15 protein-coding genes and 1 pseudogene are annotated in these 13,742 nt (G+C 35.4%); 11 read left to right on the forward strand and 5 right to left on the reverse strand.

Annotated features, from left to right (window positions below; translation table 11 throughout):
• Positions 1-175 precede the first annotated feature (175 nt).
• Positions 176-1,597, forward strand: coding sequence for a sensor histidine kinase (locus tag QYS49_RS05345; RefSeq protein ID WP_308350680.1), 1,422 nt, complete (start codon positions 176-178; stop codon positions 1,595-1,597).
• Positions 1,598-1,772: 175 nt separating this feature from the next.
• Here QYS49_RS05345 and QYS49_RS05350 read toward each other — a convergent pair whose 3' ends face one another.
• The 5 genes from QYS49_RS05350 to dusB all read right to left on the reverse strand — a co-directional run bounded on the left by QYS49_RS05350 (position 1,773) and on the right by dusB (position 5,693).
• Positions 1,773-2,633 carry a pseudouridine synthase gene (locus QYS49_RS05350; RefSeq protein ID WP_308350681.1) on the reverse strand — a complete coding sequence of 287 codons (861 nt, stop codon included), beginning with the start codon at positions 2,631-2,633 and terminating at the stop codon, positions 1,773-1,775.
• Between the two features lie 73 nt (positions 2,634-2,706).
• On the reverse strand, positions 2,707-3,270 hold the full coding sequence (gene scpB, locus QYS49_RS05355) for an SMC-Scp complex subunit ScpB (RefSeq protein ID WP_308350682.1): 564 nt from the start codon (positions 3,268-3,270) through the stop codon (positions 2,707-2,709).
• Positions 3,270-3,656: a TraR/DksA family transcriptional regulator gene (locus QYS49_RS05360; protein ID WP_308350683.1), complete on the reverse strand. Its 387-nt coding sequence runs from the start codon at positions 3,654-3,656 to the stop codon at positions 3,270-3,272. The genes scpB and QYS49_RS05360 overlap by 1 nt, the downstream gene beginning before the upstream one ends.
• Positions 3,657-3,804: 148 nt before the next feature.
• Positions 3,805-4,698 carry a DMT family transporter gene (locus QYS49_RS05365; protein ID WP_308350684.1) on the reverse strand — a complete coding sequence of 298 codons (894 nt, stop codon included), beginning with the start codon at positions 4,696-4,698 and terminating at the stop codon, positions 3,805-3,807.
• On the reverse strand, positions 4,695-5,693 hold the full coding sequence (gene dusB, locus QYS49_RS05370) for a tRNA dihydrouridine synthase DusB (RefSeq protein WP_308350685.1): 999 nt from the start codon (positions 5,691-5,693) through the stop codon (positions 4,695-4,697). Before dusB ends, QYS49_RS05365 begins: the two co-directional genes overlap by 4 nt.
• Positions 5,694-5,731: 38 nt before the next feature.
• On the opposite strand from dusB, the gene QYS49_RS05375 reads away from it, so the two are divergent.
• From QYS49_RS05375 to QYS49_RS05420, 10 genes and pseudogenes are all read left to right on the forward strand, one after another.
• On the forward strand, positions 5,732-6,670 hold the full coding sequence (locus QYS49_RS05375) for a CPBP family intramembrane glutamic endopeptidase (RefSeq protein ID WP_308350686.1): 939 nt from the start codon (positions 5,732-5,734) through the stop codon (positions 6,668-6,670).
• Entirely contained in the window at positions 6,667-6,873 is a 207-nt protein-coding gene (locus QYS49_RS05380) for a DUF2007 domain-containing protein (protein WP_308350687.1), read from the forward strand. The genes QYS49_RS05375 and QYS49_RS05380 overlap by 4 nt, the downstream gene beginning before the upstream one ends.
• On the forward strand, positions 6,854-7,687 hold the full coding sequence (locus tag QYS49_RS05385; protein WP_308350688.1) for a phosphatidate cytidylyltransferase: 834 nt from the start codon (positions 6,854-6,856) through the stop codon (positions 7,685-7,687). The genes QYS49_RS05380 and QYS49_RS05385 overlap by 20 nt, the downstream gene beginning before the upstream one ends.
• Before the next feature lie 89 nt (positions 7,688-7,776).
• A complete protein-coding gene (locus QYS49_RS05390) occupies positions 7,777-9,051 on the forward strand; it encodes a Glu/Leu/Phe/Val family dehydrogenase (protein WP_308350689.1) in 1,275 nt (424 codons plus the stop codon).
• A 434-nt stretch (positions 9,052-9,485) separates the two neighbouring features.
• A complete protein-coding gene (locus QYS49_RS05395) occupies positions 9,486-10,148 on the forward strand; it encodes a phosphatidylserine decarboxylase family protein (RefSeq protein WP_308350690.1) in 663 nt (220 codons plus the stop codon).
• 2 nt (positions 10,149-10,150) lie between these two features.
• Positions 10,151-10,597, forward strand: a complete 447-nt coding sequence (locus QYS49_RS05400) for an ATP-dependent zinc protease family protein (protein ID WP_308350691.1) — start codon at positions 10,151-10,153, stop codon at positions 10,595-10,597.
• 15 nt (positions 10,598-10,612) lie between these two features.
• Positions 10,613-11,545 (forward strand): hydroxymethylbilane synthase, encoded by a 933-nt coding sequence (hemC, locus tag QYS49_RS05405; RefSeq protein WP_308350692.1) that lies wholly within the window; start codon positions 10,613-10,615, stop codon positions 11,543-11,545.
• 2 nt (positions 11,546-11,547) lie between these two features.
• Positions 11,548-12,423: a peptidylprolyl isomerase gene (locus QYS49_RS05410; protein ID WP_308350693.1), complete on the forward strand. Its 876-nt coding sequence runs from the start codon at positions 11,548-11,550 to the stop codon at positions 12,421-12,423.
• A pseudogene (locus tag QYS49_RS05415) lies at positions 12,420-13,316 on the forward strand (SDR family oxidoreductase). The gene QYS49_RS05410 and the pseudogene QYS49_RS05415 overlap by 4 nt, the downstream one beginning before the upstream one ends.
• A 197-nt stretch (positions 13,317-13,513) precedes the next feature.
• A complete protein-coding gene (locus tag QYS49_RS05420; RefSeq protein WP_308350694.1) occupies positions 13,514-13,729 on the forward strand; it encodes a hypothetical protein in 216 nt (71 codons plus the stop codon).
• The last annotated feature ends 13 nt before the right edge of the window (positions 13,730-13,742 follow it).

The following is a 13,742-nucleotide window of genomic DNA, read 5'->3' on the forward strand; positions in this document are numbered from 1 at the left end:
CATTTTCATCTAATTTCTGATAAAGCTTACACTTGAAATTTAAAAATAATAGTTGAGTTTAAAAATAGTATGCATACATACTATTTTTGTGATAATTTAAAATCAATACAGATAAGCAATTACTTACTAAATTTGATTTAAAATATTACTTTAGTGATTATAAAACAACTAAACATTGATTAATCAATCTAATTTCGACCAATATTTTGAAAGCATACTTATAAGCTATTCAGGTCAAGCTGTTTGGGGTATAGGGCTGACGCTTATTTTATGGTATTTTTTCAATTTATATCAAAGAAAGCATTTAAAACTTTGGTCTTTTAGTTGGCTTGCATTTGCTGCCTATGTATTGTTTTCTTTGTTAACACTTTATTGTGCAAGGAATCAAGACATCGGTCCATTCTGGCAAAATATATTCACCTTCCTATTTCAAATTGCTGGCCTAATGCATGTATTATGGCTTCTCCAGGGTACATATCATCTTATTTACAGAAAAACGCTAAGCTTAAGGTACGAATATATTCAATACACATTAGTTGTTCTAATAGGGCTCTTTAGTTCATTATTATATTTATTCGAAGAAGATGGAGGGTATATTTATTCTCTGGTACTTCCTTTTACTATTAAATCTTTAATTGTAGGGGGTTCTTTCATTTTTGCAGGAATACAAATCATGAGACTTGGCCGCAGGGATACTGCTGTAGGAAAAAAATTGTTGTGGATTGCCTTTTTACTCTACGGCTTTGAAAATCTTAATTATGCCCTTGGAGGAGTTTATATGATTTTCGATGAGAATTATATTGTTGAAATCGATGGTGCGCTAGGGGTGATTGATTTCTTATTACTTTCTTTTATTGGGATAGGAATGATTATTTGGATGCTGGAAGAAGAACGCTCAACATTGGAAAAGACCAACAGGGAATTAGATAGTTTTCTTTATAGTACTTCCCATGATTTACGTGCACCCGTAGCCTCCTTATTAGGATTAATTAATATTGCCAAACATGATATAAAAGATGAATCGGGACAGCGATATGTGAAAATGATGGAAGATAGGGTGAAAAAGTTAGATCATATTTTCAGCGATATTCTGAATTATTCCCGAAACATTAAGACAGAAATAACACTTAAGACTTTCCGACTGGGGGAAATGGTGGAAGATGTTATTACGGATGTAAAGTTTAATCAGGGTGCAGATAGTATTCGACTAGATTATGACGAACATATTCATCATACTTTGAGAACTGATTATTATCAGCTCAAAGTGGTGTTAGGTAATTTAATATCAAATGCTGTAAAATATCATGATTCAAAAAAGCCTGACCAATTTATTGCAATACGTTTCGAGAAATATGATAGGGATGTTCATATTTCTGTGGAGGATAATGGTATTGGTATTGCTCCTGAAAGTCAGCATAAGGTTTTTGACATGTTCTATAGAGCCACAAGCGAGGCAGAAGGCTCTGGCTTAGGCTTATTCATAGTCCAACAAGCGCTAGATAAAATTAATGCCCGCATCGCTCTCGTTTCGGAATTAGGCAAAGGCAGTATTTTTAAAGTTATAATTGAAAATGCAGGGGTAAAGTTGGATGATTAGTCTCCTAGCCCCCTAGCCCCCAAAGGGGGAAGACGCACAGATTTACTTTTTTTAATCTCTAATTTTTCTACGATAAAAGCACAAGCGGCCGCTTGCGCTATTGCAGTATGATTCATCACGGCTGCTGGTTCAAGCGTCCGCTTGAACCAAAAAGCAGAAGCATATTATCTCCTTATCACCTCAAATGCTTCAAATTAATCACTTCTTTTTCCTTCAAGAATCTCCATTTACCTCTTGCTAAATCTTTTTTGGTGAGACCTGCAAAGGTGGTTCGATCTAATTTTACCACATCATAGCCCAAATGTTCGAAAGTTCTTCTGACAATACGATTGCGACCCATTCTGATCTCCATACCTATGGTTTTGGCATCAGGAGTTAAGATTGCAACATTGTCTACTTTTACTTCCCCATCTTCCAGTGTTACACCTTCTTCGATTTTTAGGAAATCTTCTTCCGTAATCGGCTTGTCCAATTCAACTTGGTAGATTTTTTTGATCTTATGTTTAGGATGGGTTAATTTCTTGGCTAATTCTCCGTCATTGGTAAAAAGCAAAAGTCCAGTGGTGTTGCGATCCAATCTGCCAACAGGATAAATACGTTCATCTCCTGCAGATGAAATTAGATCCATTACGGTTTTCCTGCCTTTAGGATCATCCATAGTGGTGATAAAACCCTTTGGTTTGTTAAGCAATACATAAACCAATTTCTCTCTTTTGATGGGTTTTCCTTCGAAGGCTACATCATCCATAGGCTTCACTTTAAAGCCTAATTCTGTAACGACTTTATTATTGACCTTAACCTTCCCATCAGCTATATGTGTGTCGGCTTCCCTTCTGGAGCAAATTCCTGCATTGGCAATGAATTTATTCAGACGAATGCCTTCCTTAAGTTCCTTTTCTTTAGTCTCTGCGGATTTAAGTTTTTTAATATCATAATCAGGAGTTTCTGCTTTTCGTTGATTTGAAAACTTCTTTACCTGATGAGATTTATGGGGTTTCTGAGGTTTTTGACCTTTTGGAGACTTCTTATTATGCATAGCAATGAAATTTATGAACTGACCGACATTTGCCTGTCACTATTTCAACTACAAAACTACGCTTCTATTCTGACTAATCCTCGTTTTCTTTTCCTATTTGATTTTCGTCTTGGGAAAAGTCTTTTGGGGTAGGTAAATCTTTCAAATCATTGATGCCGAAATACTCCATGAAATTTTGGCTTGTGCCATATAAAATGGGTCTTCCAATGGCATCTGCCTTTCCTTTTATTTCAACCAATTCTTTTTCCAGAAGCTTTTGTACTGTATAATCACAATTCACACCTCTAATTTGCTCCATTTCCCCCTTGGTTATAGGTTGTTTGTAAGCAATGATGGAAAGAGTTTCCAAAGCCGAAGTAGATAATCTTTTTTTGGATTGCTGTTTGAGCATAATGCCGATACTGGCTTGATAGGCAGGCTTTGTCATAAATTGATACCCGCCCCCAATATACTCTACTTGAAAAGAATATTCGTCTGATTCGTATTTTTTGAGGATTTTTTCAAGTGCACCTTCTATATCCTGCTTTGGAACATCTGCCTCAAACATCTCGGACAAGCATTTCTGAATTTCATGCAACTTTAATGGTGAAGTTGCACAGAAAATCAGTGCCTCAATATGGTTGAGCAGAAAATCCATTAATTATCTTGGGCCAATTTAGCTTCAATAGATTGCGTAGTATGCGGAACAGCTCTTAATCTTTCTTTAGAAATTAATTTACCTGTTACAGAACACACTCCGTAAGTACCGTTTTTAATTCTTACTAAAGCATTCTCTAAATTAACGATGAATTTATGTTGACGAGCTGCCAACTGATTCATGCTTTCTTTTTCCATGGTGTCAGCACCATCTTCCAAAACTTTCACATTTCCTGAAGTTCCGTCTGTTCCTGAATCTCCAGAACGAGTAATGGTTGATTTGATATACTTTAGTTCTTCTTTTGCTTTATTTAATTTGCTAGTGATTAGCTCTTCAAATTCTTTTAGCTCATCGGCACTATATCGGGTTTTCTCATTATCACTCATAACAATAGTGGGTTAGTTTTACTTTGCGGCAAAAATAAATGCTTTCCTTGAAAACAAAAACTATTTATTGAATAATTAAAGTGTTTTCTCAATGTTAAGCAAATTTTAATCAATGGAATATTTTATTAATATTAGAATCATCCAAATATTATTTTTTAGGACGGTTTGCAAAGGCAACTCCCAGTATAATTAATACAATTCCGACATAGTGACCAAATACTAATATTTCTCCGTCCAATAATCCCCAGGCAATTGCTACAATTGGAATTAAGTAAGTTACAAAACTGGTAAAAACAGGAGAGGTTAGCTTAACTAATCGGTTAAATAGGATTAAAGCGAATGCAGTTCCTACCACACCCAAGATGCTGATATAAAGTAAAGCTCGCCAAGCACCTTCTTCATATTGCATTTTAGTTACAAAATCACTGGAGCCAAATAAATAACCACCTGCCAATGGGGCTATTAAAACTAAAGATATACTAGTAATCATTCTTGGAGTAAGAATGCTAAATTGAGTTTTAATAATATTTAAATTGAATCCATAACAAAGCGTTGCTAAGATTACGAATATGGCGTAGAAGTTAAAATTGCCAAGTTCTCCACCAGAACCAGCGACTATCAAAACTATTGTCCCTCCAAAACCTAAAGCGATTCCTAGGCTATCTCTTAATTTCAAACTTCCCTTGAAAAAAATAACCCCCACCAAAAGGGCAAAAATAGGTGTTAAGGCATTTAAAACACCCGTTATCCCGCTTTCTAGCTGCGTTTGGGCATAGGCAAATAGGAATGCTGGGGCAAAACTGCCCACCATACCTGAAATAAATAACCATTTCCATTGGCGTTTATTCAAACCTTTAAGTTTGGGTAATGATAAAGGGGTTAATACTAGCGCAGCTGAAAATATTCGTAGTGCTCCAACCTCTCCAGCGGAAAAAACAAGAAGTCCTTTTTTGATAAGGATAAAGGAACTCCCCCAAATGAGCGCTAATAAAATTAATAAACCATAAACTAAAACAGGACTTACAGATTCTTTTTCGCTCATATATTTTCAAACATTTGAGCAGAAAATACTTCATTCACCTCGTCTAAGGTATCCAAAACTGCTTGGTAATTCTCCCCCTCCACTAATCTTGTTCTGTAAGGTTTAAAATGTGGGATTCCTCTAAAATAATTGGTGTAATGTCTTCTCATTTCAAATATCCCTAATTTTTCACCTTTCCATTCTACTGAAAATTTGAGATGCTTTTTAGCAGTCTCTACTCTGTCATCCAAATTAGGAGGAGGAAGTGTTTCACCAGTTTCGAAAAAGTGTTTGATTTCATTGAAAATCCACGGATAGCCAATAGCAGCCCTGCCAATCATGAGTCCATCCACTCCATATCTATTTTTATATTCCAATGCCTTTTGAGGAGAATCGATATCTCCGTTTCCAAAAATTGGAATATTGATCCGAGGATTATTTTTAACCTTTGCAATAAGCGACCAATCTGCCTCTCCTTTGTACATTTGCTGGCGAGTTCTACCATGAATAGACAAGGCCTTTATTCCCACATCTTGCAACCTTTCAGCTACTTCCTCTATATTTTTTGAACTTTCATCCCATCCTAAACGAGTTTTCACAGTAACAGGCAAGTCTGTAGATCTTACAACAGATTCAGTCAGCCTGACCATTAAATCAATGTCTTTCAAAACTCCAGCACCTGCTCCTTTGGTCACTACTTTTTTGACAGGGCAGCCGAAATTAATGTCGACCAAATCTGGCTGTGTTACATTTACTATACTGGTTGCCATGGCCATTGCTTCCTCATCGCCCCCAAATATTTGAATGCCGATGGGCTTTTCATAATCGAAAATGTCCAGTTTTTGTCTGCTTTTGATGGCATCCCGAATTAATCCTTCAGAAGAAATAAATTCTGTGTACATCAAGTCTGCGCCATTTTCTTTGCATACTGCTCTGAAAGGCGGATCGCTTACATCTTCCATGGGTGCCAAAAGCAATGGAAATTCGCCTAATGATATGTTTCCTATCTTTACCAATTTGATAATCTTAATTTTGGTGTAAATTTACGCACTATATGAATTCTTTAAAGCATAACAACCCACAAATTCTGCATAAAAATCCCTGGACTTCAATTTTTTACCTGGTATTGCTGTTTCTGGCCTGGAATCTTTTTAGTCAATTAATTGGCACAGGCATAGCTGTATTGGTCACAGGAGTTGATTTTATGGAAAGTCAACAACTTTTAGAACCGCCTTTTAGTCCGAAAAGTAAAATTTTCATGTATGTGGCTCAAGGAATAAGTCATTTCCTAGGGTTCACTGTTTTCGCCCTGTTTTTTATAAAGGCAATGGATAAAATGAGTTGGAAAACTTTTTTTAATAAGAAAAATATAGGTGTCCAGCCTTCTATTTTGATTGTTTTAACCACTTTCTCTTTTATGATATTCAATTCCATCATAATCGAATGGAATATGAATATCGAATTTCCTGAATTTATGAAAGGTTTTGGCGAATGGGCGAGAGGTATGGAAGACCGAATGATGGAATTAACAGAACTGCTCAGTTCTTATGATAACTTTGGTGAAATGTTGATTGCTTTAGTGATAATCGGTGTTTTTCCTGCAATTGGAGAGGAGTTGGTATTCAGAGGGCTATTGCAAAATAAATTACAAACTGCCACAAGAAACGCACATTTAGCCATCTGGATAAGTGCTATTATTTTCGGTGCATTCCACATGCAATTTTTTGGGGTTGTTCCTAGAATCTTGCTAGGCGCATTATTTGGCTACATTTATCTTTATTCTGGTAATATTTGGTATCCAATTTTAGCCCATTTTGTAAATAATGGTTTGGCAGTAATTGTTATGTATCTTGGTCCGAAATATATAGATGATTTTGACGCAGCTGAAGTGGATACCGCTGTCCCAGTTTATGTTTCCATAATTGGATTATTCGCATGTCTCATTTTTTTCCGTTACTTTATGAATTTAATAAAAGGAGCAGTGGAGGAATGAAAAATTGGAAGACTGTATATAAAACGGATAAGCTCTATCAAGTACAAATCGTGAAAGATTATTTGCAGGATAAGGATTTGCAACCGATTATTGTAGATAAGAAAGATTCTGCCTATCAACTGGGCTATTACGAGATCGTAGTTACTGTGGACGAGGTAATGCGTGCGATAAAACTAATTGAAGATGATATCAAATTTGAGTAAATACAATAATTTAACCCAAAGGATTATTGCGGCATTATTAGGAGTCGCTATTATGCTTTCTGCAATAGTCTATAGTGAATGGACTTATTTTGCAGTCTTTTTTATTCTATGTGCAATGACCCAATTGGAATTTTACAAGCTGGTGGGATTAGATGGAATGCTTCCCCTCAAGTTTTGGGGCACCATTACGGGTCTTTCCATTTACAGTATAACATTTTTGGTTCATGCCGAACATCTTGATCCTCGAGTTTATTTCGCAATTGCACCCATAGCTTCCACGGTTTATTTTGTTAAACTCTATAAAAAGAATGATAAAAAGCCTTTCACCAATATTGCCTACACGTTTTTAGGGATAATATATGTAGCAGTTCCATTTGCACTTTTACATATTGCCGTTTTTTATAATGGGACTTACAGTTTTCAGATTATTATCGGAGCACTTTTCATTCAATGGGCAAGTGATACGGGAGCTTATTTTGCAGGAGTGAAATTTGGCAAGAGAAAATTATTTGAAAGAATTTCTCCAAAGAAAACCTGGGAAGGTGCCTTAGGTGGAACCATATTAGCCTTTATTTTTGCCATCATAATGGCTTCAAATTTTAATGAAATTGCAGATTGGCAATGGTTGTGTATTGCTGGAATAATTGTCATTGCAGGTACTTATGGTGATTTGGTTGAATCACTTTTCAAAAGAAGTATTGAAGTAAAAGATTCAGGCTCCATAATCCCAGGTCATGGCGGCTTTTTGGATAGATTTGATGGACTTTTGCTATCCGCACCATTTATTTCTGCTTTTTTGATGCTTTTTGAATGATTTTTTCAACATTAGTACTCGAAAAAGTAAAAATCATTTAACAAATACTTAATTTTACCGCAAAGTTTTTAAAAAAAACAATTACTACTATGGGTTATATTGAACCGGCTCCAATTAAAGACTTAGAAAATCCTTTCGAGTCCATGATGTCACGATTTCATATCGCTGCGCAACACTTAGGTTTAGACGATGAAATTTACAATGTATTGAAATCACCCGCTCGTCAGGTGATAGTCAATCTTCCTATCACGATGGATGATGGCTCTATTCAAGTTTTTGAAGGCTATCGTGTGATTCACTCTACTATTTTGGGTCCATCCAAAGGTGGTGTACGCTATGATATGGGAGTAAACATTGATGAGGTAAAAGCACTTGCAGCTTGGATGACATGGAAATGTGCTGTCGTGGATATTCCTTATGGCGGTGCCAAAGGAGGTATAAAATGTAATCCGAGAGCAATGTCTGCTGGAGAAATTGAAAGATTGACTCGTTCTTATACTGAGTCAATGGTGGATGTTTTTGGAGAAGATAGAGATATTCCTGCTCCTGATATGGGAACAGGGCCTAGAGAAATGGCTTGGATGATGGATGCTTATTCTAGATCAAAAGGTATGACTGTTAATGCTGTTGTAACAGGAAAGCCACTGGTTTTGGGAGGTTCTTTAGGAAGAAATGAGGCGACTGGTCGTGGTGTGATGGTATCTGCTTTGGCTGCGATGGAAAAACTGAAAATCAATCCTTATAAAGCCACTATGGCGGTTCAAGGATTTGGTAATGTTGGTTCTTTTGCTGCTTTATTATTGGAAGAAAGAGGTGCAACCATCAAATCTATTTCTGATATTTCTGGTGCTTATTTTAATGATAATGGAATTGATATTAAGAAAGCTATTGAATACAGAAATAATAATAACGGCACTTTAGAAGGTTTTAAAGGAGCTGAAAAAATAGAAGGGAATGATTTATTGACTTTAGAAGTGGATGTTTTGATTCCTGCGGCTAAAGAAGATGTAATTACCCATGAAAATGCAAGTAAAATCCAAGCTAAGCTAATTGTAGAAGGAGCTAATGGCCCTACTTCAGCAAAAGCGGATAATATTATAAATGAAAAAGGAATAATGGTAGCACCAGATATTTTAGCGAATGCTGGTGGTGTTACGGTTTCTTATTTTGAGTGGGTGCAAAACCGTTTAGGTTACAAATGGACTCGCGAGCGTGTAAATAGACGTTCTGATAGGATTATGAAAGACGCTTTTGAAGTAGTTTATAAAACCTCTCAGGATTATGATGTGCCTATGAGAATTGCAGCTTATATAGTAGCAATCGATAAAGTAGCACAGACTTATAAGTATCGTGGAGGTTATTAATTTATTGGATTTATAAATTTTATGATATAATTAAAAGCGTAGGAGACTGCGCTTTTTTTATTCGCTTTATATAATTCCATACTTTGTTTTCCGTGCGTCATTCCTGCGAAACCTGTCCCGCACTGAAAGTCGGGAGGTAGGAATCTATTTATTTTAACCAAAGGTTAAAAAAATAATTGATGCGGATGATATTTAGTACTTTTGTTAATTGGGTTAGTAAGAATAGGGAAATTGAAACTCCGTTTCAATAGGACAAGATTCCCACCTTCGTGAGGATGACGCCCTGAACAAACATTCTTTCTTCATATTCAATCATTATCTTCTTATAAATCCCATTATTCAACTGATTTGAAACGATTTTTCACACTTATTAACAATTACCTCATGAAATCAATTCATTAGTAATTATATTTGATTGTTTTTAAATTTAGATTATGACTTTACATAAAGAAGGAAGGAAAATATTATTTTTCTCATTGATAATATTCGTTGGAGTATTCTTTTTATTTGAATACGCATTAGACACACCAAATTGGGTGAATAATGCACTATTGGTTGTTTTAATAGTGCTTTACCTTGTGATTTTACAATTTTTTCGAAGCCCAAAATTTATTATTAATAAAGATGAAAAACACGTATTAGCGCCAGCTGATGGAAAAGTAGTGGTAATTGAAGACACTGAGGAGAATGAATATTTTAAAGGAAAAAGAAAGCAAATATCCATTTTCATGTCCCCAATAAATGTACATGTAAACCGGAGCCCAATCTCAGGTGTGGTGAAATTCTGTAAATACCATGCAGGGAAATATTTAGTTGCATGGCATCCTAAATCCAGTACCGAAAATGAAAGAACCACCATAGTAGTAGAAACTGGTAATGGTGTTGAAGTACTTTTCAGACAAATTGCCGGAGCTATGGCAAGAAGAATTAAGTGGTATGTAAAAGAAGGCGATATGGTGGAGCAAGGAGGTGAATTCGGTTTCATAAAATTTGGTTCTCGTGTGGATATTTATTTACCTCTTAATTCCGAAGTGAAAGTAAATATAGGAGATAAAACCAAAGGTGGTAGAACTGTTATTGCAGAATTGAAATCCTAAATTTGAAGACCAAAAAAACCATAGGCAGAATCGATAAATTGGATTTACCTGAATTGGGATTGGTAAAAGTTCAGGCTAAAATAGATACAGGAGCTTACACTTCTGCTATTCATTGCTCCAAAATCCATATCGAGAAAGACAAAGACGGAACTGATTTATTGGTTTATACCATTAGTGCAAAGCGGTTGGGTCAGGGAATGAAAGCCAAGAAATTCAAAACTTCTGATTTTAAGTTAAAGAGAATTAAGAGTTCTAATGGGCAAGTGCAGGAGCGCTATGTAATAAAAACCAAAGTAAAAATTTTTAATAAAATTTACAATACTGAATTTTCCCTTTCCGACCGAAGTCACATGAAAAATCCTATTTTATTGGGTAGGAAATTATTGAGTGGTAGATTTGTGGTGGATGTAACGGAGGAAAACCTTTCTTATCAATACCATCAAAAATAATAGAAATTTAATAGGATGAACATTAGAATTGGCACTCGAGGCAGTAAGTTAGCATTATGGCAAGCAGAGTATGTGAAAGATAGAATTGAGAAAGCTGGACATATTGCTGAGATTGTTGTTATTCAGACCAAAGGAGACAAGATTTTAGATGTGGCTATTTCCAAAATCGGAAGTAAAGGAGTTTTCACTGAAGAAATTGAAGCTCAACTAGTCGAAGGTAATATTGATATAGCCGTTCACAGTGCCAAGGATATGCAATCCGAATTGCCTCAAGGATTTGAATTAATAGCATTTACTGAAAGGGAAAAGGTAAATGATGTGTTGGTTTCGCATAAAGAATCCATTGATATTAATGATAAAGAAAATCCAATTGTAATTGGAACTTCTTCCACTCGTAGAATTGCGACTTTAAAGCATTTCTATCCGCATATTAAAACTGTAGATATCAGAGGGAATCTGCAAACACGAATCAGAAAAATGGAGGAAGGTTTATGCGATGCCATTTTGCTTGCTTATGCGGGAGTGCATAGAATGGAATATGATGATAAAATCAAATTAGAACTTTCTACCGAAGAATTTATTCCTGCAGTAGGGCAAGGTTCTGTTGCTATCGAAGTGCATGAAAATTTATCAGATGATAAAAAGCAAATGTTGCGTTTTGCACTTAATCACAGAAATACGGAATATTGCTTGAGAGCGGAAAGAGCTTATTTGCGCCATTTGCAAGGTGGTTGTAGCATTCCAGTTTTTGGCTTGGCAAACTTAAACGCCAACTCAATTGAAATGGAAGCAGGAATTATCAGCTTGGATGGACAAGAAAGGATTTCTATGAAATTAACAGATGAAACCTCCCGAGCAGAAGAATTGGGGACATTATTAGCTCGCCAAATTTTGAAAAAAGGTGGTGACAAAGTTTTAAAAGAAATTAGAGAACAACTTTCAGAATAATTATGAAAAATAGAAACAGTTTAATTTTAGTATTTTCCCTATTGATAATTATGGCTTCATGCCAAACTTCAAAAGATTCTATAGTGGTATTTCATACAAAATATGGTGATATGACTGCCATTCTTTATGAAGAAACCCCTAAGCATAAAGAGAATTTCCTTGAATTGGTGGAGTCAGGAAAGTATGACAGCACCATCTTCCATAGAGTAATTGAGAATTTTATGGTGCAAGGAGGGGATGTGAATCAGAAAAAAGGACTAGAAGAGGAAGAAAAAGTGAATTACACAATAGATGCTGAAATCCATCCTGATTTTTGGCATGTAAAAGGTTCTTTGGCTGCTGCTCGTCAAGGGGACAATGTAAATCCTGAAAAGAAATCTAGCGGCTCTCAATTTTACATTATTCATGGGCAAAAATTTAAGGAAGCAGATTTATTGCAAATGGCCGAAGGAAGTGTTTACCAACAAAAGAAGATGAAATTACGTGAGCTATTAGGAATGAAGAAATATGCTAATATCAGAAATGAAGTAATGGAAATGCAAAAAGCCCAAGATATGGAAGGCTTACAAAATTTCATGGAAACTACTGCAGATTCTTTAGTTAAACAGGAATTTGGAGAGGTAGAAGTATATCAATTCAGCAATGCTCAAATAGAAGACTATGAAACTATAGGTGGCGCTCCCCATTTAGATGGGGAATATACAGTATTCGGAAGAGTAGTGGAAGGTTTAAATGTAGTGGATTCGATTGCTACAGTAAGAACTGCAGGAGCTGATAAACCAGTAAAAGACATCTTCCTAACAGCTGAAATTGAAAAAATGTCGAAGAAAAAGATTACCGAACAATACGGATACGAATACCCTAAAGAAGAAAAGTGAAAATTTTAATAACAGGATCAAACGGATTATTAGGTCAGAAATTAGTCAAATTAATTACTGATCAAGGCAAGCATGAACTAATTGCCACAGCTCGAGCTAAGAATTGACTACCGAATGAGTCTGGATATATTTTTGAAAGTCTGGATATTACAAGTCAGCAGGAGGTTATGAATGTGGTTGGGAAATACAAACCTGATGTCATCATCAATACTGCTGCAATGACTAATGTAGATCAATGCGAAACGGAACAGGAAGATTGCTGGAATTTAAATGTAACTGCAGTAGAGCATCTGATTAAAGCTTCAGAGGAATATAAAGCCTTTTTATTACAGCTTTCCACAGATTTTATTTTTGATGGAAAGGATGGTCCTTATCCAGAGGAAGCAGTTGCTAATCCTGTAAGTTATTATGGTGAAAGTAAGTTAGCGGCAGAGAAATTGATGTTAGAAAGCAAAATCGATTGGGCTATAGCTAGAACTGTTTTGGTTTATGGCATTGCGCATGACATGAGCCGATCTAATATTATTTTGTGGGTCAAGAAATCTTTGGAAGAAGGTAAAGATATTCAAGTTGTAGATGATCAATGGAGAACTCCCACATTAGCAGAAGATTTGGCGAAAGGTTGTTTATTAATAGCTGAAAAGAAAGCCAAAGGTATTTATAATATTTCAGGGGATGATTTATTGACACCTTATGAAATGGCAGTGAAAACAGCTGAATTCTTCAATCTCCCTCAAACCACCATGACCAAATCGGATAGTACCAAATTTAAGCAAACTGCCAAACGTCCTCCAAAAACAGGTTTTATTTTAGATAAAGCCAAACAGAATTTAGGTTATAAACCGCATTCTTTTGAAGAGGGCATTCAGGTTTTAGCTGAGCAGATAAAATAGCTTTTATTTATTCTAAAGCAGTCTGATGAACATATCCATGAATTCGATTATTGGTAAAAAAGAGAATTAAACTTTTTTCATTCAGTATTGATCGAAGTAAAATAAAGGTTTGTGGAATAGACTCCATATTAATTGAAAAATGCCAAACAATAGGTTTAAACAAAGCATCTATTAATTAGAAATATATTAAGATGCTTATGCCAACTTTTACAATTGTTTACAAAGATGAATCCACTAAAAATTTTGAAGCAGCAAGCAAGGAAGATCTCATAAGAGATTTCAGTTTAGAAGATGCAACTGCATTTCAAAATGATGTGAAAGAAATCCATTGGGACGAGAAAGAATGTTTTTGTGTAGAAAACATTTCAAGTGGTGAAATTATTAAAACTGCTTTTATTAAGAATGAGAAATAAGTAAAGGAAGTTA

The sequence above is a fragment of the Marivirga salinae genome, from assembly GCF_030503855.1.
Classification (GTDB): Bacteria; Bacteroidota; Bacteroidia; order Cytophagales; family Cyclobacteriaceae; genus Marivirga; species Marivirga salinarum.